Below are 23,133 nucleotides of genomic sequence, written 5' to 3' on the forward strand. Positions count from 1 at the left end.
TAGAAATTATCAACACTTTTACAAAAATCTCTGCCAGAATCCATCTAAAAATAGGTTCAGTTTTACAAATTATGTGGCCAAGACGTGAAAGAAGTGTTCGCCATAATGATGTTATCTAGGCGTTGATAATAATTCATTGATTCTTATTAATAACAATGGCGGAGATAAACCGTAATAAACTTGCCGCAGATTCATACATTTATTGCAATTATAGCAAAACAGAGGATCTATTTTAAAATTCAACCAAATCATTAATCTCCAACTAATGAGCTTGGTTTTCTTATGAACGATTTGATTAATTGCCTTATATACGATAGGTAATTGTACACCCCTAGTTCTATTAGATAAAAAACCGTAATACCTAATCATTCGAAAATAACGATCTGGTATATGCATAATCAGACTAGCTATGAACTGCATCACGGGCATAGTTATGCGATCAATTGTATTATTATAGTGATCAAGAAATTTAAACGTTACCTGCTTTCCGTCGTAATTTTCTATTCTTGTCTCGGAAATAGGGGGTCGTTTTATATACCGCCCTAAATATTCTATGTTGCGTTTATGATCATCCGATGGTTTTTGTAAATAAACATACCAACTGATTTCGTATAAACTACTCATCCAGTTATTAAAATTCTCAGCATTTTGATATGCGGACGGCAACTTCAAATTACTTGAGATATATTGAAAGCGAAATAACTCAAGGACTCTATGTCTCCACATTTTTTTAATAGGTTCGGCAGGAAAAAATAATTTTTGCCACTTGCCTTTGCTATTTATACCGCCGCAAGTAACCGATAAATGGATATGAACATTACGTTTTAAATCTCTACCGAAAGTGTGTAAGGCAGTAAATATACCAACCACAAGATTTTTCTTTGTAGCTATCTCCTTAATAATTCCTGCTGCAATACTGGAAATCAATCCAAACAGATCACGATTGAGCCAAAATATCGGCCATAAAGAGTCCGGCATTGTAAATGTAATGTGCTGCCATCGTGTTTTTGGTAGAACATTGCTAGCCTTACTCACCCATTGATCCGTTTGTTTCTTACCACAACGAGAACAAAACCTACCTTTACAGCTGAATGCTAACGATTTATTGCGGTTACAATCACGGCAGCTATAACGTTTAAATCCTAAATATTTCGTTCCACACGATATAACTTTAGTGACGTTGAAAATAATGCCGTATCTTAGCTTGCCGTATTTTTTAGCGAAATCGAGACCAATTACCACGGTCTAGAAAAATATGTTTTATAGATATTCCTTTACCGACTATTTCCATAAATTACTTATAGTTAATGTTTTCTTACCAAGGAATCTTTCTTCCTTTGCGTTCTAAATCAAATTCTTTACAATCAGGGCAATAGTAAACAGGAATTATACTTATGATTGGGAGATATTTTTCGCAACATTATCCAGAAAGCCTTGGCTATTTCCTTATCTCCTTCGGAAAAAATCTTTTTGATCCTGCTGTAAGGAATTGCTTGCTCTTTAGAAATGGCCTTAAGAGTTTTTACCGCTAATTCATTGACCAAATGCTGCTCAGAGTGCAAGTTACTCATAACTCAATTATATATTATCTTATGTATGTCTAACATTCAGTCTTTATAACTCAAGTTAAAACAAATCAAATACCAGTATTATAATCCTCCATAAATATTTATCGGTCAAGTATCTTCTTTTAAGCTGCCACCGATAGGTGGCTTATCTTGTAGTATAGGAATTTCAAAATTTGTAACCAGAAAAATTGTTAATCAAAACTTTGAAAATTCGTTTAATAAAATGTAGTTACAAGCCACAATATTAGAAATTATCAACACTTTTATAAAAATCTCTGCCAGAATCTATCTAAAAATAGGTTCAGTTTTACAAATTATGTGGCTAAGACGTGAAAGAAGTGTTCGCCATAATGATGTTATCTAGGCGTTGATAATAATTCATTGATTCTTATTAATAACAATGGCGGAGATAAACCGTAATAAACTTGCCGCAGATTCATACATTTATTGCAATTATAGCAAAACAGAGGATCTATTTTAAAATTCAACCAAATCATTAATCTCCAACTAATGAGCTTAGTTTTCTTATGAACGATTTGATTAATTGCCTTATATACGATAGGTAATTGTACGCCCCTAGTTCTATTAGATAAAAAACCGTAATACCTAATCATTCGAAAATAACGATCTGGTATATGCATAATCAGACTAGCTATGAACTGCATCACGGGCATAGTTATGCGATCAATTGTATTATTATAGTGATCAAGAAATTTAAACGTTACCTGCTTTCCGTCGTAATTTTCTATTCTTGTCTCGGAAATAGGGGTCGTTTTATATACCGCCCTAAATATTCTATGTTGCGTTTATGATCATCCGATGGTTTTTGTAAATAAACATACCAACTGATTTCGTATAAACTACTCATCCAGTTATTAAAATTCTCAGCATTTTGATATGCGGACGGCAACTTCAAATTACTTGAGATATATTGAAAGCGAAATAACTCAAGGACTCTATGTCTCCACATTTTTTTAATAGGTTCGGCAGGAAAAAATAATTTTTGCCACTTGCCTTTGCTATTTATACCGCCGCAAGTAACCGATAAATGGATATGAACATTGCGTTTTAAATCTCTACCGAAAGTGTGTAAGGCAGTAAATATACCAACCACAAGATTTTTCTTTGTAGCTATCTCCTTAATAATTCCTGCTGCAATACCGGAAATCAATCCAAACAGATCACGATTGAGCCAAAATATCGGCCATAAAGAGTCCGGCATTGTAAATGTAATGTGCTGCCATCGTGTTTTTGGTAGAACATTGCTAGCCTTACTCACCCATTGATCCGTTTGTTTCTTACCACAACGAGAACAAAACCTACCTTTACAGCTGAATGCTACCGATTTATTGCGGTTACAATCACGGCAGCTATAACGTTTAAATCCTAAATATTTCGTTCCACACGATATAACTTTAGTGACGTTGAAAATAATGCCGTATCTTAGCTTGCCGTATTTTTTAGCGAAATCGAGACCAATTACCACGGTCTAGAAAAATATGTTTTATAGATATTCCTTTACCGACTATTTCCATAAATTACTTATAGTTAATGTTTTCTTACCAAGGAATCTTTCTTCCTTTGCGTTCTAAATCAAATTCTTTACAATCAGGGCAATAGTAAACAGAATTATACTTATGATTGGGAGATATTTTTCGCAACATTATCCAGAAAGCCTTGGCTATTTCCTTATCTCCTTCGGAAAAAATCTTTTTGATCCTGCTGTAAGGAATTGCTTGCTCTTTAGAAATGGCCTTAAGAGTTTTTACCGCTAATTCATTGACCAAATGCTGCTCAGAGTGCAAGTTACTCATAACTCAATTATATATTATCTTATGTATGTCTAACATTCAGTCTTTATAACTCAAGTTAAAACAAATCAAATACCAGTATTATAATCCTCCATAAATATTTATCGGTCAAGAGTATCTTCTTTTAAGCTGCCACCGATAGGTGGCTTATCTTGTGCAATACTATAGAGAGGTATTGGTTTGATGTAACAAGAGCCAGAAATTCAGAAGCAGCTCTAAGGTTGGCATATGTAAATACGCCAAATGCCGTTATAATTAGTTCTAGACTACAGGATGTTTCAGCAATTGAAATGGCTGGTCGGTTAAAAAAAATAGAAGGCTTGCAAAGACTGCCAATAATTTTTTTGGTTAATCAAGGAGAATCGGTCCAGCATTATAATATCAATGGTGATAATTCTCATAAAATTTTATTTAGGCCCTTCACCCCCAATGAGCTTATGATTACTGTTAAATCTCTCCTTAGAAAATCTAATCCTGTATTTCAAAATAAATTTGTTAAAAATAAAAATATTACCATGGATTTAGCTGTTTATAAAGTTTTTCACGGTCAAAAACAGGTCCATTTTGGACCTACTGAGTTTAAGCTGTTGCAGCTGTTTATAACAAATCCAGATAATGTTTATTCCCGTAGACAAATAATTGATTATGTATGGGGCGTAGATAAAGAGATATCTTTTAGAACTGTTGATGTGCATATTAACCGTATTAGAAAAATGATGAATTTAAATGATGGTAATCAAGTAATTAGAACTATAAGAGGAGCTGGTTATTGTCTGGAGTAGACTTGATAGCCTTATAAGCTTAAAACTATTAGGGGATAAAATATGAGGATGCTTAATATTTTATTTATTGCCTTATTGAAGAAATAGTTATAATTAATAAAACGCTCTTTATCCATCAAACATATTTAATAATGTTGCAGCAAAATCTTAAATCATCAGCGGTAATAAAAAGACTTTTGGTTAACCATGTTAAACCTTATAAATCTGAAATATTTATCGCTATTTTTTTCATGGTTGTAGTAGCTACGTGCTCTGCGGCAGTGGTTTGGTTAACTAAACCGGCAATTGATAAAATATTAGTTGCTCGCAATATGCGCATGCTTGTTATCATCCCGCTTTTAATGCTTGGAGTATATGTAATAAAGGGCATAGCTGAGTATTATCAGGGTTATCTAATAAAATATGTCGGTCAGAAGATATTGACTGACATGCAAATACAAATGTATGAACATCTATTATATGCTGATCTTGCCTATGTTCAGCTGGTTGATTTGCTTATTATAGAAATAAAGAGTAACTGCAAGCTTTTTTTTATAAAACTTACTTGTAAGTTTTATTTTTGAGTTTGACTTTTTTAAATAGTATTTATATAATCAGCAAAAAGTTAATTTTAAATGCTAATTAGGTATAGATAGAGTGACTAAAATCATTAAGGCAAAGTATAAGGCAAGTAGAAGACTAGGTAAAACTGTATGGGGAGACGCAAAAGATCCTTTTAATACAAAAAATTACCGCCCAGGTCAGCATGGTCCTAATGGACGCCCTAAAACTTCAGATTATGGCACTCACTTACAAGCAAAACAACTTGTTAAAGCTCATTACGGTAGAATAACTGAAAAACAGTTTAGAAATACTTTTACTCTCGCCAATAAAATGAAAGGTAATACGGCAGAAAATTTTGCAGGGTTACTTGAAAAAAGAATAGACATGGTAGTTTACAGGTTAAATCTTGCACCTTCGATATTCACTGCTAGGCAGTTGGTATCACATAAGCATGTTAAATTAAATGGTAAAAAAGTCAATATACCAAGTTTAAGAGTAAAGGAAGGTGACGTAATTGAACTTAAGGATTCTTCAAAACAAATAGTAATTTGTGCAGAATCTGCCCAGAAGCTGGATCGGTCAGTTCCTACTTACTTGTCTTTAGATGCTGATTCTATGTCCGGTACTTTTGTAAGAACACCTTCAATTTGTGATATTCCTTATCCATTTGAAGCTGACTTTAACAAGATAGTTGAGCTTTATTCTCGCTAGGAAATTTTTAGGTCTGTTTTATATCTTGTTGTTCCAAAAAATCTTAGTTTTTGGAACAACTTGGTCATTAGTAGATCTAAATGGTTATAAATTAACCATTTAGATCTCGCTCTCTAAGGATAATTTCTCTTGTATAAGTCCGGCCATTTGAGCGCATATATCTTCTTCTCCCAGATATTCCAAAGTAAGATTAACTATAGTATCGTAATCACTAGAGAGATATTCTAATATTAGTTCACATGGTCGGGTATCTGTGAGTTCCTTAAGTAATTTTTTTATGCTCGGTTTTTCACTAAAAGACTCTTCTAATAATTCTACTCTAGAACCTAATATAGTGCTACTATCATCTAAGCTTTCATCTACTTCATAGGATGGTAAACATTGTTTAGTTTTAATGTATGAGTAAGTATTTAGTAAATCCCAATAATCATGGCTAATTTGTAGTTTTATGGATAATAATTCTTGGCTTGCTTCCTCTGTTACTTGGCTGTAAAGCTTGGCCAATCGATTGAGCATTAAGACCGCTGTATTTATATTTGTAATGCTTTTCCAGGCATTAGTAACAGGAATAGATTGGCTAAGGAGGTACTTTGCATATTTTAAGCATGAATCTGGAAGTTGTTCATATATCATTTGATATGTGTTTTTCCTACCTACCAAGCTCTCAAATTCATCCATGGGGTCACTAGTGTGGCAAAGCTCAATAAAATATTCTGTAATATTATTTTTTATTGCTTTATCGATCAGTAAGGTGTTTTTACTGGATTTAATTGCCAGTTGTAATGCCTGATCATAATAATTATGACCTTCCTTAAAGTGTTTTTGAAGATTTTCTACATATCCCATATTGTATAGAGCATCCACACTTTGACCTAGTGCGTTAGATATACTTAAGTTCTTAAGGGCGTTTGGAAAATCTCTTTCGGCTATGTACACCAGCGCCAGGTTATAACATAGATCTTTTTGTGTATGTAGTAGTATTGATAAATCAATATATTGCACATCTCTCAACAGAATATATGTATTAAGAGCCTCTAATGCCTCTCCGTACTTTCTATTATAGTATAGCGTAGTAACCCAATTGCAGATAGCATTTGTGTAATTACTCTTACTTATGGATACTCCTCCATGTATTGCTATCTCAAAATAGTCTACAGCTTGTTTATAAACCTCCGCAGCTTCTGCGTAATCTCCTAATTCAAACTTCTTATTAGCCTCCCTTAAATAGCGAGTAGCTAATACATTATTAGGAGGCATTGCCTGAAGAGTTTTAGCACTAACTTGTTTCTCCTTTCCCTTTTCATCATCTCGTTTCATATAGAAAAATCTCTCTAATGTAGCAGTGCTATAATAATGGCTAGTTAAAAATAGAACAATATAATATTACTATTATAAATTATATAGAAAAGATGTAGTAAAACTCTTATTTTCAACTGTGCGACCAACACCATAGCTTGCCTGAATTTTGAAATGCATAACTTTTTCTTGTACGATACTTAAACTTACACCTAGTTTAAACTTAGGGTTTTTACGCAGTAAATATTGATTTTCTATGCAACCGTAATTATCCTGTGTAATTACTATACTATTAGACAAATATTTTCTATTGACTAAATTTTCTATTTTTACATAAAAAATCGGTTTTATAATGATTCCTTGGTATGTTAAAAATTTTTTAAAACTAAATTTAGAGCTATTAGACAAGAACTGAGCTCTTCTTCCTGGTATAAACACTTCAATTTCTTTATTTTTTTTATAAAATTTATAAATATCGAAATGTGAATATGTAGTACGAAAGGATGCCTTAATTATTACATCGTTACCCAATCTAAGCATATTAGCACTTTCTATACCCGCTTTGAATATTTTACCACGTGATCGAGTTTTAATAGAGGGCTGATAATCTATTGTATGCTGTAGCAATAATTCTCCATATTGCACGTTACTATTAACCATAACCTTATCTGTCAGGGTAAGGGAGTTGTATAATATCAGAGAATTTATTTGTGAATTCTGTATAGTTTTCGTTTGATCATAAAAATTGGTGTGCGAAATTCCTTTAAAAAGTGCTAACCCTAATGTCACCTTTTCATTTAATTTTGTATCAAATCCATTAATGTAGCCCTGTTGTTTATTACTAAAAATAGTAATATTACTTAAACCTTTTTGCTTTGTTTTGCCCTTTAAAAATCTACGCCAAAACTTTTTTCGGTCTAACATTTCGATTTCTGCTTTTTTCTCAAATAAATTACTAAGTCTATTGCTAACTGCAATTGAGATTATATCAAAGTCCTCTATGAGGCAGTTCATAACTGCAGTTGGTTTTTGAATGGTACTATTAGCATAATTACTATCTACCTGAGTTTCCGGAGGAGGCTGCGGAGGGGAGAGCGCAATAGGTGGTACTTGGACAGGAGCTGGAACGTGAGCGCAAATCTCCTGTACCTCTGCATGTTCCAGCTCATGTACCTCTGCATGTTCCAGCTCATGTACCTCTGCATGTTCCAGCTCATGTACCTCTGCATGTTCCAGCTCATGTACCTCTGCATGTTCCAGCTCATGTACCTCTGCATGTTCCAGCTCATGTACCTCTGCATGTTCTACCTCATGTACCTCTGCATGTTCCAGCTCATGTACCTCTGCATGTTCCAGCTCATGTACCTCTGCATGTTCTACCTCCTGTACCTCTGCATGTTCTACCTCATGTACCTCTGCATGTTCCAGCTCCTGTACCTCTGCATGTTCCAGCTCATGTACCTCTGCATGTTCCAGCTCATGTACCTCTGCATGTTCCAGCTCATGTACCTCTGCATGTTCTACCTCATGTACCTCTGCATGTTCCAGCTCATGTACCTCTGCATGTTCTACCTCATGTACCTCTGCATGTTCCAGCTCATGTACCTCTGCATGTTCCAGCTCATGTACCTCTGCATGTTCCAGCTCATGTACCTCTGCATGTTCTACCTCATGTACCAGTCCATGCTGAACATAAGGCATTGGGGATATTTCCCCTAGAGCATTTTCGCCGTCAATAGGGAGGGTGGGTTGAACCTCAGTTCTAATGTTCATCGGTCTTGACGGTATTGGTGCTATTTCCTCTAGAGCGTTTTCTCCGTCAGTAGGGAGGATGGGTTCGACCTTAGTTCGAATGCTCATCGGTCTTGGCGGCATTGGTGCTATTTCCTCCAGAGCATTTTGGCCGTCAGTAGGGAGGATGGGTTCGACCTTAGTTCGAATGCTCATCGGTCTTGGCGGCATTGGTGCTATTTCCTCCAGAGCATTTTGGCCGTCAGTAGGGAGGATGGGCTCGACCTCAGTTCTAATGTTCATCGGTCTTGGCGGTATTGGGGATATTTCCTCTAGAGCATTTTGGCCGTCAGTAGGGAGGATGGGCTCGACCTCAGTTCTAATGTTCATCGGTCTTGGCGGTATTGGGGATATTTCCTCTAGAGCATTTTGGCCGTCAGTAGGGAGGATGGGCTGAACGCCGGTTCTAACATGCATAGGTCTTGACGGCATTGGTGCTATTTCCTCTAGTGCATTTTGGCCGTCAGTAGGGAGGATGGGTTCGACCTTAGTTCTAATGTTCATCGGTCTTGGCGGCATTGGGGATATTTCCTCTAGAGCATTTTGGCCGTCAGTAGGGAGGGTAGGCTCAACTCCGGTCCTAATATGCATAGGCCTTGACGGTATTGGTGCTATTTCCTCCAGAGCATTTTGGCCGTCAGTAGGGAGGATGGGCTCGACCTCAGTTCTAATGTTCATCGGTCTTGGCGGTATTGGGGATATTTCCTCTAGAGCATTTTGGCCGTCAGTAGGGAGGGTGGGCTCAACTCCGGTCCTAATATGCATAGGCCTTGACGGTATTGGTGCTATTTCCTCCAGAGCATTTTGGCCGTCAGTAGGGAGGATGGGTTCGACCTTAGTTCGAATGCTCATCGGTCTTGGCGGTATTGGGGATATTTCCTCTAGAGCATTTTGGCCGTCAGTAGGGAGGATGGGCTCGACCTCAGTTCTAATGTTCATCGGTCTTGGCGGTATTGGGGATATTTCCTCTAGAGCATTTTGGCCGTCAGTAGGGAGGATGGGCTCGACCTCAGTTCTAATGTTCATCGGTCTTGGCGGTATTGGGGATATTTCCTCTAGAGCATTTTGGCCGTCAGTAGGGAGGATGGGCTGAACGCCGGTTCTAACATGCATAGGTCTTGACGGCATTGGTGCTATTTCCTCTAGTGCATTTTGGCCGTCAGTAGGGAGGATGGGTTCGACCTTAGTTCGAATGCTCATCGGTCTTGGCGGCATTGGTGCTATTTCCTCTAGAGCATTTTGGCCGTCAGTAGGGAGGATGGGCTGAACGCCGGTTCTAACATGCATAGGTCTTGACGGCATTGGTGCTATTTCCTTTCGTGCGTTTTCTCCGTCAATAGGGAGAGTGGGTTGAACCTCAGTTCTAATGCTCATCGGTTTTGGCGGCATGGGGGATATATAGTATATATAAGGTACATTTCCAATTCCAGAAGCTGAACATAAATTAGTATAACACCAAAATAATATTATTAATAAAAAGACCTTGTTAGGCTTAAAAGTTTTAAAAGAGTGGACTTTAAAATCGACCATTAAATAATTTTTAATCTTTTTAATTAACAGTTGATAAAATAGTAGTATTTTTTTCTAGCTCAAGAGATATGTTATTTTTGTTATTTAATATAGGAATTTAAAGAAACTGATCCTGTATTAGTTTTCTGGACACATTTTGTGTTAAAATAAAGAGAGAGCTAATATGAAAAAGAAAATCGAAAAACACACCTCTGACTTCAGGAAAGAAGCAGTTAGACTAGTATTACAAACTGATCAGCCAAAAGCTGTTATAGCAGATGAACTCGGTATAAACAGGAATACTTTATATACTTGAATACAAAAAGCAATGCAAGAAAGAGCAGATTTATCAGAAACTAAAAACCATGTTAAATATCAAAACCTTGAAGAAGAGAATCGAGCTCTACGAGCTAAAATAAAAAGGATAGAGCAGGAGCGCAATATATTAAAAAAAGCCGCAGCGTATTTTGCAAGCCAAGATCTGTAAGATACACTCTTCGGAATAATTATCGTAATCAAATTTTACTTGAGAACTGTCTTAAAATATTTTAATAAGCATATTGCAAATGACTTAAAAATGATGTTATATATGAAATTTGGTACGCATTTTGTTTGCGTTCTAATTAAACCTAAAAGTTAAGGAGTTTATTATGTTAAAAAATTTGTTGTTGGAACGACAATCATTGGTAATTAATGGCAGTAATGCTGCAAATAAAACATTCAACCTTACTACCACCTCCATGTTTCCCTTTATTATGCTCTGGTCATATCATCCGGCACGCTAATACCTTTCGTTACTTTTAAAATTTTTACTACTATTTAATTTTTACTTATACTTGTTTTAGTTTTGCAGTAAGTCATAGCAAGCGGTTAAACATTGCTTATTAGCTTTCGTAATGCTTATATTTTGGTAAATCAGCGTTGCGTTTTATAGCTTTATAAAAATGCTATATCATATGTTACTCTTCTACCATTAGTGGTTGGGCGGGCTAAACCCAGTATTTAAGTAAAATCCATTTTATATTATTATGAGGTATTCATTATGAGTAATTCTGCAAACCTATCTAACGTAATTAGTATAGGTAAAGACGACCGGGAGGTCATAAGATATCCAAAATTTTTAAAACTTATATTTTTTGTGGAGATGTGGGAGCGTTTTAGTTATTATGGTATGAGAGCGTTACTTGTATTATTTCTTACATCACATCTCGGTTTTAGCGACGCTAAAGCTTATGCCATATATTCTTTATTTGCTGCTATTGGTTATACTGTCCCTGTAATTGGGGGAATCATGGCTGATAAATTGATGGGATTCCGTAATATGATTCTCATTGGTGGTATTGTGATAATAATGGGCCATATTTGTATGACTTTTGTAGGGTGGAATACATTTTTGGTATATTTAGGCTTGGCATTGATAGCTATAGGAACAGGACTATTTAAAGGTAATATAACAAATTTACTAGGTTCGTGTTATAAGGATAATGACCCTAATAGGGAAAGAGGGTTTACCTTATTTTATGTTGGAATAAATTTAGGCTCATTTTTTGCGTCTATCTTGTGTGCTATCGTTGCAAGTAATTATGGGTGGGATTATGGTTTTGGCCTAGCCGGTATTGGTATGTTTATTGGCCTTGTTGTATTTACTAAATTTCAGCATATTTTAGGATCAAGTGGAACATCACCAAAGCCGAACCTTATAAATAAGAAGTTATTTTTTGGTATGAATTTAATTACCATAACAATAGCAGTTAGTTTTGGCTTGGCTTTTCTTGTGTCTAAAATGTTAGAATCCGCTGAGTTTTTTGCCAATATACTTAGTATCGTAGGGTTGGTAGTTTTCGGGATATTTGCTTATATCGTAGTGAAATCTCCTTCTATTCAGAGGCGCAACTTAATTGCTTTGGCTATCATGGTATTTTTCTTAATGTGTTTTTTCGGTTTAGAAATGCAGCTTGGCTCTCTTATCAACTTATTTACAGCAAGAAATATAGATAACAAGATAAGCCACCTATCGGTGGCAGCTTAAAAGAAGATACTCTTGACCGATAAATATTTATGGAGGATTATAATACTGGTATTTGATTTGTTTTAACTTGAGTTATAAAGACTGAATGTTAGACATACATAAGATAATATATAATTGAGTTATGAGTAACTTGCACTCTGAGCAGCATTTGGTCAATGAATTAGCGGTAAAAACTCTTAAGGCCATTTCTAAAGAGCAAGCAATTCCTTACAGCAGGATCAAAAAGATTTTTTCCGAAGGAGATAAGGAAATAGCCAAGGCTTATAATGGTACCCAAAAACTGGACTGCTAAAAATGAAGAATGAGATATAATTTCACAACAAGGAAATGGAAATTATATGTCTAAAAAAGCGAAGCAATATAGTGCGACGGAAAAAACAAAAATTGTTATAGAAGCAATAAAAGCTGAAATGACAATAGCACAAATAAGCAGTAAGTACGGGGTTCATGCAACTCAAATACAAGCATGGAAAAAAAGAGGTATAGAAAATTTAGTTAGTGGTTTTCAAGTTAAGCCGGCAACAAAAGATCCAGACAATCAAGATTTGATAAAACAATTATATGAACAAATAGGACAGTTAAGCGTTGAGCGTGACTGGCTGAAAAAAAAATCTACATTGTTTGGACTTGGAAACTAGGAAAAGTATGATTGATAATAATTGTATAAATCTAAGCATTGTTAGGCAATGCGATCTACTTTTAATTAATAAATCTACTTATTATTACAAGGCAAAAGGAATAACTACAAGAGACTTAGAAATAATGAAAGTAATTGATGAAATCTATACAGAGCATCCGTATTTCGGGGCCAGAAGAATGTCCAAGCATCTTGTACCGTTTGGAATTGTTATTGGTCGCAAAGCGGTAAGTCGTTATTACGGAATAATGTCAATAGAAGCCATTTATCCTAAAATGAATTTAAGCAAGCGCAACCAAGCTCATAAGGTATATCCTTATCTTTTAAAAGGCGTTGAAATTACTAAGACAAATCAGGTATGGAGCACCGATATAACTTATATTAGAATGGCACAAGGATTTGTATATCTAGTAGCCATTATTGATTGGTTTAGCCGTTATATTCTGAGCTGGAAGGTTTCTATTAGCTTAGAAAGTGATTTTTGCATCGACGCACTAGAAGAAGCCCTAGAAAAGCACGGTCAACCTGAGGTTTTTAATACCGATCAAGGTTCTCAATTTACGTCAAAAAATTTCATCTACGAACTTGTTAAACGTGAAATCAAGATTAGCATGGACGGTAAAGGTAGGGCTTTAGATAATGTATTTATTGAAAGATTTTGGCGTTCATTAAAACAAGAAAAAATATATTTGATAATTTTAAATACTGTCAAGGAGGTAAAAAATGCTATAACAGATTACATAACTTTTTATAATAGTAAAAGGATGCACCAATCCTTGGAATATTTAACTCCAGAACAGGTGTATTTAACAAAAATTATTGGCTAATATTATAACGCAAATTATATCTCATAATTTCTGATTTTTAGTCTAGACAAATTGGGCCACCTTAGCTTTCTGGATAATGTTGCGAAAAATATCTCCCAATCATAAGTATAATTCTGTTTACTATTGCCCTGATTGTAAAGAATTTGATTTAGAACGCAAAGGAAGAAAGATTCCTTGGTAAGAAAACATTAACTATAAGTAATTTATGGAAATAGTCGGTAAAGGAATATCTATAAAACATATTTTTCTAGACCGTGGTAATTGGTCTCGATTTCGCTAAAAAATACGGCAAGCTAAGATACGGCATTATTTTCAACGTCACTAAAGTTATATCGTGTGGAACGAAATATTTAGGATTTAAACGTTATAGCTGCCGTGATTGTAACCGCAATAAATCGGTAGCATTCAGCTGTAAAGGTAGGTTTTGTTCTCGTTGTGGTAAGAAACAAACGGATCAATGGGTGAGTAAGGCTAGCAATGTTCTACCAAAAACACGATGGCAGCACATTACATTTACAATGCCGGACTCTTTATGGCCGATATTTTGGCTCAATCGTGATCTGTTTGGATTGATTTCCGGTATTGCAGCAGGAATTATTAAGGAGATAGCTACAAAGAAAAATCTTGTGGTTGGTATATTTACTGCCTTACACACTTTCGGTAGAGATTTAAAACGCAATGTTCATATCCATTTATCGGTTACTTGCGGCGGTATAAATAGCAAAGGCAAGTGGCAAAAATTATTTTTTCCTGCCGAACCTATTAAAAAAATGTGGAGACATAGAGTCCTTGAGTTATTTCGCTTTCAATATATCTCAAGTAATTTGAAGTTGCCGTCCGCATATCAAAATGCTGAGAATTTTAATAACTGGATGAGTAGTTTATACGAAATCAGTTGGTATGTTTATTTACAAAAACCATCGGATGATCATAAACGCAACATAGAATATTTAGGGCGGTATATAAAACGACCCCCTATTTCCGAGACAAGAATAGAAAATTACGACGGAAAGCAGGTAACGTTTAAATTTCTTGATCACTATAATAATACAATTGATCGCATAACTATGCCCGTGATGCAGTTCATAGCTAGTCTGATTATGCATATACCAGATCGTTATTTTCGAATGATTAGGTATTACGGTTTTTTATCTAATAGAACTAGGGGCGTACAATTACCTATCGTATATAAGGCAATTAATCAAATCGTTCATAAGAAAACTAAGCTCATTAGTTGGAGATTAATGATTTGGTTGAATTTTAAAATAGATCCTCTGTTTTGCTATAATTGCAATAAATGTATGAATCTGCGGCAAGTTTATTACGGTTTATCTCCGCCATTGTTATTAATAAGAATCAATGAATTATTATCAACGCCTAGATATTAACCCACCAATTAAATACCCGACATAACTATTGCCAAGAAGGAAGGAATTTGTATAATGCAATAATGTCAAAAAGTGAAGATTTTAGGAAATTATCAATAAGCGCACAAGCGTCGATGAGAAAGATTGCTCTAAAACTAGTAAAAAGAGGAGAGAGTCAATCGTCGGTAGGTGAATTAATAGGAGTGAGTCGCCAGACAGTAAATGAATGGGTAAGGAGGGAAAAGAGAGGCGACAAGTACGCAATTAGTGGGAAGTTAAGAGGTAGAAAGATAGGAGAGAAAAGGCTTATAACCGAAGATCAAAGTAAAATAATACAAGGGTACGTAAATATCTCTAGACCAGAAGATCACAATATCAAATCAGCATTATGGTCAAGAAAATCAGTTAATGCACTCATCAAAAAACATTGTGGATTTTTTCTTCCCCTAAGTACAATAGGCGAATATTTAAGAAGATGGGGGTATACTGCACAAAAGCCAAAGAAGTTAGCATATGAGCAGCAACCCAAAAGGGTTCAATTTTGGTTAGATGAAGAATATCCGTCAATAGCCAAGCAAGCAGAATATGAAAAGGCAGAAATACATTGGTGCGACGAAGTAGGGATAAAACAAGAGTGTCAGGTATTACAAAGCTATTCTTTAAAAGGAAAAACCCCTGTTGTGATTCATAAATCGAAGAGATTTAGTATAAACATGATATCCACTGTTACAAATAACGGTAAGCTAAGGTTTATGCTGTACGAAGAGACACTAAAAACAAATGTATTTATAGAATTTTTACGGAGGTTGGTAAAATACTCCAAGAAAAAAATCTTCTTAATCCTAGATAATCTCAAGGTTCATCATAGCAAAAAAGTACAAATATGGACTCGGAAACATAAAAAGAAAATTTCTTTATTTTTTCTGCCTCCGTATACTCCGCAACATAATCCGGATGAATATTTAAACAACGATTTAAAAAGAAATGTAAATAGGAAACATATACCTCTTACAAAATCTGAACTCCAAGGGAATTTAAAATCTTACCTAAGGACTCTGCAAAATAACCCAGAACATATCAAAAGATTATTTCAGGCGAAAGAAGTAAAATATGCCGCCTAAGTCGGGTATTTAATTGGTGGGTTAATAACATCATTATGGCGAACACTTCTTTCACGTCTTAGCCACATAATTTGTAAAACTGAACCTATTTTTAGATAGATTCTGGCAGAGATTTTTATAAAAGTGTTGATAATTTCTAATATTGTGGCTTGTAACTACATTTTATTAAACGAATTTTCAAAGTTTTGATTAACAATTTTTCTGGTTACAAATTTTGAAATTCCTATACTATGAAATATTTGGTATTATAATACCGCCTTCAGTATCTCAAGCAATAAACCCTATATCAATAGTTTTAATTGGCTCATTACTTGGTACTTATATGACATTTGATAGAAAATACTCAACGTTAATGCTAGGCCTTGGTTTAGTAACGTTAGTTGTATGCTTTGTTGTGCTTTATGTAGGATGCATAAATGCCGATAATAATGGTAAAGTAGGGTACTTATACTTAGTTGTTGCCATAGCTTTTATGAGCTTAGGCGAGCTTTGTATAGCCCCTTTGGTTCAATCACAAGCTACTATGCTAGCTCCCGCAAATCTACGTGGATTTATTATGGGCATAGTAATGTTGTCATTGGCATTTTCTAACTTAGCTGGTGTTATTTTATCAAAATTTATGTCAGTACCTTCTGTGGGAGGAAAAGTAGATATAGTTGAATCTCTTGCCATATACAAATCTGGTTTTCTAAATATAACTTTCTTCAATTTAGGTATAGTGGTCGTATTTTTAGTGTGTTCAATTTTCTTACACAGAATTTTATCAAGGCAAAATACTTGATGGGATAATAGCTAGAGGTCTAATAAGATCGGTATTCAGAATACAGAATAATAAAATTACAGATGTGTTGTAAAGTCAGTTTTATTGACATGTCCCTTTTTGATTAGCCTAGCCTATGATATTTTCCGAGTTCTCGTGTAACGACTATAATCTTAAATTTTAGTTCAAGATTCATAGCTATTTATAGTATCCATATGATACTATAAATAGCACATATTAAGGGTACGTTATTTACGCTTGCAGTTTTACATGGTTGTAAAATTACCTAAAAATGAAGAATGGCGCGCCCTAGAGGATTCGAACCTCTGACCTACGGATTAGAAATCCGTTGCTCTATCCAGCTGAGCTAAGGGCGCTTTTTAGGGTAAAATAAAAAAGATACGAGTCTTATACCAGTAATTAATTAAAACTTCAAGTATTTATAGCGCACATTAAGTCGGATTATCCAAGCTGAATAATTGTTTATTATCATCGTAGGAAAATAGTTCAGCATACCTGCCAGCTACTATTATCGCTTTTAAAGCTGTGGAGGCTTCGCTAGCTGATAATTGGTCTTCCAGATGGGTTAAGAAACGGGATTTAGGTGCTTTGTTGTCTGCTCTGCCATTTAAGACATTAACTATATATGACGCAAGGGGCACGTTTTTGAGTAGTTGCTCGGCAAAGATTCGTTTTCGTTCTTCTAATTCTGTAGTTGCAAAAAGTTTTCCGGTTTTTGTCAGTTTGATGTTACCTTCGTTAACTGTTGCAAATTTAAGTATAGATAGAGCTTCGGAAATATGAATTACGTCAAATGTTTTAATCTGTAGAGCTTTAACGAGATCTGCTAGATCGCCTGAGCCGTTATAAGGCGGGGTAGCCAGGGTTCCTGTTATAGCAGCAAGTTGATTTGGAGAGGTGTAGATCAAATTTTGAGTTATATCATGTTCACGTACTTTCTTGGCCTTATCTTCAAAAATTTGTTTACCGGCTTCTGACATTTTGCTATAAATTTGGTCAACTAACTCTTGAAATTCCGGGGTATGAGCATGCCTTGGTCTGCTTAAATTAATCTTCAATTCAGAGACTACCCGCCCTGGATTTGAAGCTAAAATCAAAACCCGATCAGCCATCATCACTGCTTCTTCAATACTGTGCGTAACTATTATTACCGATTTTAGATTCGTTTTCTTAGCAACCCAAAGATCAAGAAAATCATTTTTTAAAGTATCTGAAGTAAGTATATCGAGAGCAGAAAATGGTTCATCCATAAGCATTACCTGCGGTTCTACTACTAAAGCTCTAGCAAATCCTACTCTTTGTTTCATACCGCCCGATAGTTCTCTTGGCATGGCTGATTCAAATCCATCAAGACCTATTAAATCTATGGCTTCCAACGCTTTTTTGCGCCGCTCCATCCTTGGAATATCCATCGCCTCTAAACCGAGTTCTACATTTTCAAGAACAGTAAGCCAGGGAAACAGAGCAAAGCTCTGGAAAATCATACTAATACCGAAAGTTTTATCTGTTGTTTCATTATTGTATTTTACTTTCCCTCTGCTGGGTTTGACTAATCCTGCAATAATCCTTAGCAGTGTTGATTTACCGCAACCGGATTTACCAAGTATTGCCAGTATTTCTCTTTCCTTAACATTAAAACTGATCTGATCTAATATTTTTTGGATATTGCCATCAGGTTTTGTAAAACTTTGGGTAATTGATGAGAGTTCAATTAAATTATTATTCATAAATTCTGTACTGAAAACTATTAAAACTTATATTTTTTTGCGGAGTAATTATATAGCGGCTGCCAAAAAAAATGGTTAATTAATGCTATGCAGAGAGACATAACCCCTATTCCTAGAACTATCCGATGGAAATCTGCCTCTATGGTCATCTGCGTTATATAACTACCGATACCTTTTAGCACTATTTTTTTATCTCCCCAGCTAACCACTTCTGCTACTATACTAGCGTTCCAAGCCCCTCCAGAGGCTGTAATTGCTCCTGTGATAAAATAAGGCACAATTCCTGGTAACATAACCTTACGCCACCACAGAAGGCCTTTTATATTAAAATTTTTAGACGCTTCTCTAAGCTCGGTAGGGAAAGAGGAACTTCCTGTAATCACATTGAATAAAATGTACCACTGCGCCCCTACAATCATTAAGGGGCTTAACCAAATATTGGGGTTAAGGTCGTATTTACTGATTCCAATTACTGCCAGCGGAAAAAGTAAATTGGCGGGAAAAGCAGCAAGAAATTGAGTTATTGGTTGCATAACTGCTGCGAGTTTTGGGTGTAAACCGATATATATACCAATTGGTATCCAAATAATAGAAGCAATAATTACTAACGTAAAAACTCGTAGCATAGTAATTAAAACTAGTTGTAGCACTTCGAGCAATTCACTTAATTTTATTTGATTCTGTAAAAAGTTAAATAAATAGTAACTTGCTAGGGCAAATATAACGAATAATGCAAAATACCATAAATATTTAGAGGTTCTGTTGTAGTGGTAGCTAACAAATTCTTGTTTTTGTTCCAGGTTTTTGTCCTGATTTGAGTGGTTAAATAATGGAAAATATACTATAAATCTGAAAAAATAAATTATAGGCAGGAATAATTTATTTATAAAAAGGTTTCTGGTAAACAAGGTTAAAACCCACGATTTTGGATCATTACTACTTCCGGTGCTTTCGTAGTGAAATTTATCAGACCAGGCAACAAGCGTCCTCAATATTAATTGGTCATAAATTATTATTATTAATATCATAGCTGTTAGAGCATATATAATAGATGGTATGTTTTCTTGTTCAAGAGCTAGTGATATATACGATCCAATGCCAGGCAAGCTTATTTTATTATTACCGACGCTAATTACTTCAGCAGCCACGACAAAAAACCATCCACCGGACATGGATACTACAACGTTTCCAACTAAACTTGGTATACCAAAAGGCAGCTCCACCCGCCAGAACCTTTGCCATTTCGACATTTTAAATATGGAACTTGCTTCTATTAATTCCTTGGGGATGGTTTTTAAGGATTGATAAAAGCTGAAAGTAAGATTCCATGCTTGAGAGGTGAAAATGGCAAAAATAGCGGCGCATTCAGCCCCCATAATGCTATTAGGGAATAATAGCAAGAATCCCGTAACGGTGAATGAAATATAACCAAGAATCGGAACTGATTGTAAAATATCAAGTAAAGGTACTAAAATTTCTTCTGCATAGCTATTTTTAGCAGCAATAGTGGCATATAATAAAGAAAAAATTAAAGAGAAGACCAAAGCAATAAACATCCGAAGAGTGGTGCGCAAGGAATATTCAAATAAATTTACCGGATCTAAAGATATTTGTTCTGATTTTAATATGCTTATTGGGGCAGACATTTCTGTAAATCCTACCCCAATTAATGCAAGACCTGCAGTTATTAGCAGAAAAGCTAAAATGTTAAACAACAAATTGCTTGTTCTATTTTTAGCGGTTTTGTGATGACCACTCGCATTAAAACGAGCCGGTATATAAGTTAACCTCATAAATAATCAACTTGATTCTTTAATTCTTTAAAAAATAATGGAGTAAAATTTTTAAAGAGGACAGAAAATTAAAGAAAACTTATAAGATTTATCAATTGATGACACGTTTTTACAATAGGTTGATTCTGTTTCTTATTTTAAGTTAAAACTATTTCACAAGTAGCCATTTATCTTCATCATAATTGAACTTTAATAAATAGATATTGCCATCCCTGCATTTAGCTACGTAACTTTCGGTTTCGCTGGTGTATTTAGGCCCTTCCGTTATTCTATCACAAACTGCTCCTTTATTTTTGAGGAATTGCACAAAACCTAGTTTTTCAAGCTGGTAAACGTAATTATTAGTATAAAAATGGTGCTTTAGTAGCTCTGGTTTGATCTTTTTGTTGTTAAGTTTAAGTAGGCATTTGCTTTTTTCCTGGGAAGATAAAGCATAGCATTGCAGGTAATCAAGGCGGGTTTGTGTATCTGTAAATTCAGCATCAATAAGTGCCTGGTCTTTTTCTTCCTCCCATTTTTCGATTTCATCTTTTCCGCAGGAAGATAGAATACCGGAAGAAAGGATTACTGATAGGGCTGTGATCTGGATTTTTTTCATAATGATAACTCCTTTAAACTTAAAAAATGAAATTAAGTTCGACCACCAAAGAACTTGGCTGTTTGGTGATCGGGGAGCTGAAAAAACCGTACAAACGAGCAGCTACAATGGTCTTTAAGTTTTGGAAGTACAAAACTCTGGACATAACCATTATCACCCCGATCTTAAATAAGGAAACGAGGATTAGTTGTTAACGGTGCAGCCAAAACTACACCGCGTTTGAAAGAGGTTTTCAGACCCCGGAAAGGTTTTAACCGTTCGGGCAGCGATTCTAACCAAATTTATTTTGGTGGTCAATTCTTAAAATAAACTAAAAATTGTAATTAAGTTCGACCACCAAAAGAACTTGGTTATTGGTGATCGGGGAGCTGAAAAAACTGTCCAGTAGAGCAGTCATAATGGTTTTTAAACGTAGAAAAAACTACATTCTGAACATGACCATTATCACCCCGATCTAAAGATACAAGGATATGTTACGGTGCAGAATTCTACACTGCGATTTAAGATAGTTCGCTATTTTCTGCGACTGCTTTATCTTAAAGAGAAATTCCTTTCGGTCTTGTTTGATTTTCTAGTTTTTCTCATTTAACAAATTTATTACTAATCTAATTATTACTTTTTTATGTTTTGGGTCACTTTCGGCTATCAATAAAGCAAGAGCCGTTAAACTCTCTGGACTCACAGATGTTAATTTAAATTCATTAATACTCAAAAATAACAAAAATAATAGGCATCCAATTCTTTTATTACCATCATTAAACGGATGATCTTTAATGATAAAATAAATAAGATGAGCGGCTTTCTCTTCAATTGACGGATACAAATCATCTCCTCCAAAAGTCTGATACAGACTACCTATTATACCATCTAAAGCTTTTCCTCTTTCTTGTCCAAACAAGTTACTTGCTTCCGATTTTTGCAGTAATTCTGTTTTTAGGTTAATAATCGCCAATTTTGCTTCTTTATATTTAAGCTCTCTACTGATACCGGATTTTCCAGATTTTGGTAATTCCAGTCTGTTTTCGTCATATTTAAGAAGGATATCCCAGGTTTTAGTATAAGTTCTAATTAAGTTTAAAAGCTCTGAACCGGTTTCATTAACTAAATTTTGATTTAATAAGGTATTTGAGAGTAATAAAACAGTCTGCTTTAATTCCTCAAGCTCTTTCCTCATAATTTTTTTATAGTTAACACTATAACCTTTGATTAAATAATCTTTTAAAATATTGCTTGCCCATTTTCTAAACTCTACGGCTTTTCTTGAGTTAACTCGGTATCCTACCGAGATGATCATATCCAGATTATAATATTCTAATTGTCTAGTAACGCTTTTATCTCCTTCGGCTTGAACTGTTGCAAATTTTGCAACAGTTGATACCTCGGATAATTCTTGCTCTTTTAATATATTTTTTATATGCCGTGAAATTACAGATTTATCTCTGACAAATAACTCTGATAGTTGAGTTAAATTTAACCAAACCATTTCATCACGTAATACTACATCAACTGAAATTTGTCCGTTTTTATCTTCGTAGATAATTATCTGATCACTATTAAACATTTTCTACTCCAAAAGGATTCGGGCATTTAGTACAAAACATTTTTAAATGCTTAATGTTTCTGGTAACTAATACCATATTATTTGTAAACGCTTGAGCTAATAACAAACTATCAATAGCATTAGCACTATCAATAGTTAAAAGCTCTGCCCATTTCTTGCAAATTTCCAGGTCAATTAATACTATCTGGTCTTCATAAGAATTAATCAGTTCATCTATCCATTTGATTAACAATTTCCCAGCTATCTTGTCCTGTTTAGCTTTCTTTAAAGCTTCTGACCTAAGATCGCCAATTGCTATACAACTCAAATATACTTGATCAGAAGGAACATCTTCCATCCACTTTACTACTCTAGGATCAGGTAGCTTTTTCCTTAATTCCGAAACTATATTGGTATCTAGCAAGTACTTCATACATCCAATTTTCTAACTTTACCGATTCCCCTTTCTACTACAAAATCATCAATCTTAGCGCCCTTAAGCAGAAATTTGTTTAAACCGAGCTTTGGTTTAGTCATTTTTTTATATTCTTCTATTGATATGACCACCACCGCTTCTGCTCCTCTTTTAGTATTACATTGAGGCTTTCCTTCCATTGTTACGTCAATCAAATGACTCAATTTATTTTTTGCTTCGTGTAATTGCTATTTATACATGGTTACCTCTTAATTAACCTAGATTAT

23 protein-coding genes, 1 tRNA gene and 1 pseudogene are annotated in these 23,133 nt (G+C 34.9%); 12 read left to right on the top strand and 13 right to left on the bottom strand.

Annotated elements, in window-relative coordinates:
* Nucleotides 1-111: 111 nt before the first annotated feature.
* The 4 genes and pseudogenes from N3Z16_RS07535 to N3Z16_RS07550 all read right to left on the bottom strand — a co-directional run bounded on the left by N3Z16_RS07535 (nucleotide 112) and on the right by N3Z16_RS07550 (nucleotide 3,382).
* The gene (locus N3Z16_RS07535) at nucleotides 112-1,242 is read right to left on the bottom strand and encodes an IS91 family transposase (protein ID WP_282486021.1); all 1,131 of its coding nucleotides are present in this window, start codon (nucleotides 1,240-1,242) and stop codon (nucleotides 112-114) included.
* Between the two features lie 122 nt (nucleotides 1,243-1,364).
* A complete protein-coding gene (locus tag N3Z16_RS07540; protein ID WP_282486022.1) occupies nucleotides 1,365-1,571 on the bottom strand; it encodes a hypothetical protein in 207 nt (68 codons plus the stop codon).
* A 353-nt stretch (nucleotides 1,572-1,924) separates the two neighbouring features.
* A pseudogene (locus N3Z16_RS07545) lies at nucleotides 1,925-3,054 on the bottom strand (IS91 family transposase).
* A 73-nt stretch (nucleotides 3,055-3,127) separates the two neighbouring features.
* Entirely contained in the window at nucleotides 3,128-3,382 is a 255-nt protein-coding gene (locus tag N3Z16_RS07550; RefSeq protein ID WP_282485543.1) for a hypothetical protein, read from the bottom strand.
* 149 nt (nucleotides 3,383-3,531) lie between these two features.
* Here N3Z16_RS07550 and N3Z16_RS07555 point away from each other — a divergent pair, with 149 nt between their 5' ends.
* From N3Z16_RS07555 to rpsD, 3 genes are all read left to right on the top strand, one after another.
* Nucleotides 3,532-4,161, top strand: coding sequence for a winged helix-turn-helix domain-containing protein (locus N3Z16_RS07555; RefSeq protein WP_282486023.1), 630 nt, complete (start codon nucleotides 3,532-3,534; stop codon nucleotides 4,159-4,161).
* Between the two features lie 131 nt (nucleotides 4,162-4,292).
* Nucleotides 4,293-4,724, top strand: coding sequence for an ABC transporter transmembrane domain-containing protein (locus N3Z16_RS07560; protein ID WP_282486024.1), 432 nt, complete (start codon nucleotides 4,293-4,295; stop codon nucleotides 4,722-4,724).
* A gap of 73 nt (nucleotides 4,725-4,797) precedes the next feature.
* Complete coding sequence (gene rpsD, locus N3Z16_RS07565) at nucleotides 4,798-5,415, top strand: 30S ribosomal protein S4 (protein ID WP_223939534.1); 618 nt, start codon at nucleotides 4,798-4,800, stop codon at nucleotides 5,413-5,415.
* 99 nt (nucleotides 5,416-5,514) lie between these two features.
* Here the strand turns inward: rpsD and N3Z16_RS07570 are convergent, their stop codons facing one another.
* Nucleotides 5,515-6,732 carry a tetratricopeptide repeat protein gene (locus tag N3Z16_RS07570; RefSeq protein WP_282486025.1) on the bottom strand — a complete coding sequence of 406 codons (1,218 nt, stop codon included), beginning with the start codon at nucleotides 6,730-6,732 and terminating at the stop codon, nucleotides 5,515-5,517.
* Nucleotides 6,733-6,804: 72 nt separating this feature from the next.
* Nucleotides 6,805-9,876, bottom strand: coding sequence for an autotransporter domain-containing protein (locus N3Z16_RS07575; protein ID WP_282486026.1), 3,072 nt, complete (start codon nucleotides 9,874-9,876; stop codon nucleotides 6,805-6,807).
* Nucleotides 9,877-10,195: 319 nt separating this feature from the next.
* Here N3Z16_RS07575 and N3Z16_RS07580 point away from each other — a divergent pair, with 319 nt between their 5' ends.
* From N3Z16_RS07580 to N3Z16_RS07620, 9 genes are all read left to right on the top strand, one after another.
* Nucleotides 10,196-10,327, top strand: coding sequence for a transposase (locus N3Z16_RS07580; protein ID WP_282486027.1), 132 nt, complete (start codon nucleotides 10,196-10,198; stop codon nucleotides 10,325-10,327).
* A 12-nt stretch (nucleotides 10,328-10,339) separates the two neighbouring features.
* Nucleotides 10,340-10,498: a hypothetical protein gene (locus N3Z16_RS07585; protein ID WP_282486028.1), complete on the top strand. Its 159-nt coding sequence runs from the start codon at nucleotides 10,340-10,342 to the stop codon at nucleotides 10,496-10,498.
* A 555-nt stretch (nucleotides 10,499-11,053) separates the two neighbouring features.
* Nucleotides 11,054-12,040 (top strand): peptide MFS transporter, encoded by a 987-nt coding sequence (locus tag N3Z16_RS07590; RefSeq protein WP_282486029.1) that lies wholly within the window; start codon nucleotides 11,054-11,056, stop codon nucleotides 12,038-12,040.
* A gap of 121 nt (nucleotides 12,041-12,161) precedes the next feature.
* Complete coding sequence (locus N3Z16_RS07595; protein WP_282486030.1) at nucleotides 12,162-12,332, top strand: hypothetical protein; 171 nt, start codon at nucleotides 12,162-12,164, stop codon at nucleotides 12,330-12,332.
* A gap of 46 nt (nucleotides 12,333-12,378) precedes the next feature.
* A complete protein-coding gene (locus tag N3Z16_RS07600; RefSeq protein ID WP_282485684.1) occupies nucleotides 12,379-12,678 on the top strand; it encodes a transposase in 300 nt (99 codons plus the stop codon).
* A gap of 7 nt (nucleotides 12,679-12,685) precedes the next feature.
* Complete coding sequence (locus N3Z16_RS07605; RefSeq protein WP_282485683.1) at nucleotides 12,686-13,504, top strand: IS3 family transposase; 819 nt, start codon at nucleotides 12,686-12,688, stop codon at nucleotides 13,502-13,504.
* Nucleotides 13,505-13,758: 254 nt separating this feature from the next.
* Nucleotides 13,759-14,892, top strand: coding sequence for an IS91 family transposase (locus tag N3Z16_RS07610; protein WP_282486031.1), 1,134 nt, complete (start codon nucleotides 13,759-13,761; stop codon nucleotides 14,890-14,892).
* Nucleotides 14,893-14,954: 62 nt separating this feature from the next.
* Nucleotides 14,955-15,992, top strand: a complete 1,038-nt coding sequence (locus N3Z16_RS07615) for an IS630 family transposase (RefSeq protein ID WP_282485609.1) — start codon at nucleotides 14,955-14,957, stop codon at nucleotides 15,990-15,992.
* Nucleotides 15,993-16,206: 214 nt separating this feature from the next.
* A complete protein-coding gene (locus N3Z16_RS07620; protein ID WP_282486032.1) occupies nucleotides 16,207-16,773 on the top strand; it encodes a POT-type proton-dependent oligopeptide transporter in 567 nt (188 codons plus the stop codon).
* A 279-nt stretch (nucleotides 16,774-17,052) separates the two neighbouring features.
* On the opposite strand, the gene N3Z16_RS07625 is transcribed toward N3Z16_RS07620, so the two are convergent.
* The 7 genes from N3Z16_RS07625 to N3Z16_RS07655 form a co-directional block, all read right to left on the bottom strand.
* Nucleotides 17,053-17,129: transfer RNA gene (locus N3Z16_RS07625), tRNA-Arg, on the bottom strand.
* 75 nt (nucleotides 17,130-17,204) lie between these two features.
* Complete coding sequence (locus tag N3Z16_RS07630; RefSeq protein ID WP_282486033.1) at nucleotides 17,205-18,500, bottom strand: ABC transporter ATP-binding protein; 1,296 nt, start codon at nucleotides 18,498-18,500, stop codon at nucleotides 17,205-17,207.
* Between the two features lie 20 nt (nucleotides 18,501-18,520).
* Entirely contained in the window at nucleotides 18,521-20,218 is a 1,698-nt protein-coding gene (locus N3Z16_RS07635) for an ABC transporter permease (RefSeq protein ID WP_282486034.1), read from the bottom strand.
* Between the two features lie 223 nt (nucleotides 20,219-20,441).
* The gene (locus tag N3Z16_RS07640; RefSeq protein ID WP_282486035.1) at nucleotides 20,442-20,891 is read right to left on the bottom strand and encodes a hypothetical protein; all 450 of its coding nucleotides are present in this window, start codon (nucleotides 20,889-20,891) and stop codon (nucleotides 20,442-20,444) included.
* Between the two features lie 571 nt (nucleotides 20,892-21,462).
* On the bottom strand, nucleotides 21,463-22,452 hold the full coding sequence (gene rhuM / locus N3Z16_RS07645) for a virulence protein RhuM/Fic/DOC family protein (RefSeq protein ID WP_282486036.1): 990 nt from the start codon (nucleotides 22,450-22,452) through the stop codon (nucleotides 21,463-21,465).
* Nucleotides 22,445-22,864, bottom strand: a complete 420-nt coding sequence (locus N3Z16_RS07650; protein WP_223939266.1) for a type II toxin-antitoxin system VapC family toxin — start codon at nucleotides 22,862-22,864, stop codon at nucleotides 22,445-22,447. The genes rhuM and N3Z16_RS07650 overlap by 8 nt, the downstream gene beginning before the upstream one ends.
* Nucleotides 22,861-23,070 carry a type II toxin-antitoxin system prevent-host-death family antitoxin gene (locus N3Z16_RS07655; protein ID WP_223939267.1) on the bottom strand — a complete coding sequence of 70 codons (210 nt, stop codon included), beginning with the start codon at nucleotides 23,068-23,070 and terminating at the stop codon, nucleotides 22,861-22,863. The genes N3Z16_RS07650 and N3Z16_RS07655 overlap by 4 nt, the downstream gene beginning before the upstream one ends.
* Between the last annotated feature and the right edge of the window lie 63 nt (nucleotides 23,071-23,133).

It is taken from the genome of Candidatus Megaera polyxenophila (assembly GCF_029982035.1).
GTDB classification, from domain to species: domain Bacteria; phylum Pseudomonadota; class Alphaproteobacteria; order Rickettsiales; family Rickettsiaceae; genus Megaera; species Megaera polyxenophila.

Excerpts from the sequence above, each read along its gene's own strand:
- N3Z16_RS07630 (WP_282486033.1), bottom strand. The coding sequence starts at position 18,500 with ATGAATAATAATTTAATTGAACTCTCATCAATTACCCAAAGTTTTACA.
- N3Z16_RS07595 (WP_282486030.1), top strand. The coding sequence starts at position 12,162 with ATGAGTAACTTGCACTCTGAGCAGCATTTGGTCAATGAATTAGCGGTA.
- N3Z16_RS07580 (WP_282486027.1), top strand. The coding sequence starts at position 10,196 with ATGAAAAAGAAAATCGAAAAACACACCTCTGACTTCAGGAAAGAAGCA.
- N3Z16_RS07590 (WP_282486029.1), top strand. The coding sequence starts at position 11,054 with ATGAGTAATTCTGCAAACCTATCTAACGTAATTAGTATAGGTAAAGAC.
- rhuM (WP_282486036.1), bottom strand. The coding sequence starts at position 22,452 with ATGTTTAATAGTGATCAGATAATTATCTACGAAGATAAAAACGGACAA.
- N3Z16_RS07650 (WP_223939266.1), bottom strand. The coding sequence starts at position 22,864 with ATGAAGTACTTGCTAGATACCAATATAGTTTCGGAATTAAGGAAAAAG.
- N3Z16_RS07605 (WP_282485683.1), top strand. The coding sequence starts at position 12,686 with ATGATTGATAATAATTGTATAAATCTAAGCATTGTTAGGCAATGCGAT.
- N3Z16_RS07615 (WP_282485609.1), top strand. The coding sequence starts at position 14,955 with ATGTCAAAAAGTGAAGATTTTAGGAAATTATCAATAAGCGCACAAGCG.
- N3Z16_RS07585 (WP_282486028.1), top strand. The coding sequence starts at position 10,340 with ATGCAAGAAAGAGCAGATTTATCAGAAACTAAAAACCATGTTAAATAT.
- N3Z16_RS07560 (WP_282486024.1), top strand. The coding sequence starts at position 4,293 with ATGTTGCAGCAAAATCTTAAATCATCAGCGGTAATAAAAAGACTTTTG.
- N3Z16_RS07550 (WP_282485543.1), bottom strand. The coding sequence starts at position 3,382 with ATGAGTAACTTGCACTCTGAGCAGCATTTGGTCAATGAATTAGCGGTA.
- N3Z16_RS07600 (WP_282485684.1), top strand. The coding sequence starts at position 12,379 with ATGTCTAAAAAAGCGAAGCAATATAGTGCGACGGAAAAAACAAAAATT.
- N3Z16_RS07570 (WP_282486025.1), bottom strand. The coding sequence starts at position 6,732 with ATGAAACGAGATGATGAAAAGGGAAAGGAGAAACAAGTTAGTGCTAAA.
- N3Z16_RS07540 (WP_282486022.1), bottom strand. The coding sequence starts at position 1,571 with ATGAGTAACTTGCACTCTGAGCAGCATTTGGTCAATGAATTAGCGGTA.
- N3Z16_RS07640 (WP_282486035.1), bottom strand. The coding sequence starts at position 20,891 with ATGAAAAAAATCCAGATCACAGCCCTATCAGTAATCCTTTCTTCCGGT.
- N3Z16_RS07575 (WP_282486026.1), bottom strand. The coding sequence starts at position 9,876 with ATGAGCATTAGAACTGAGGTTCAACCCACTCTCCCTATTGACGGAGAA.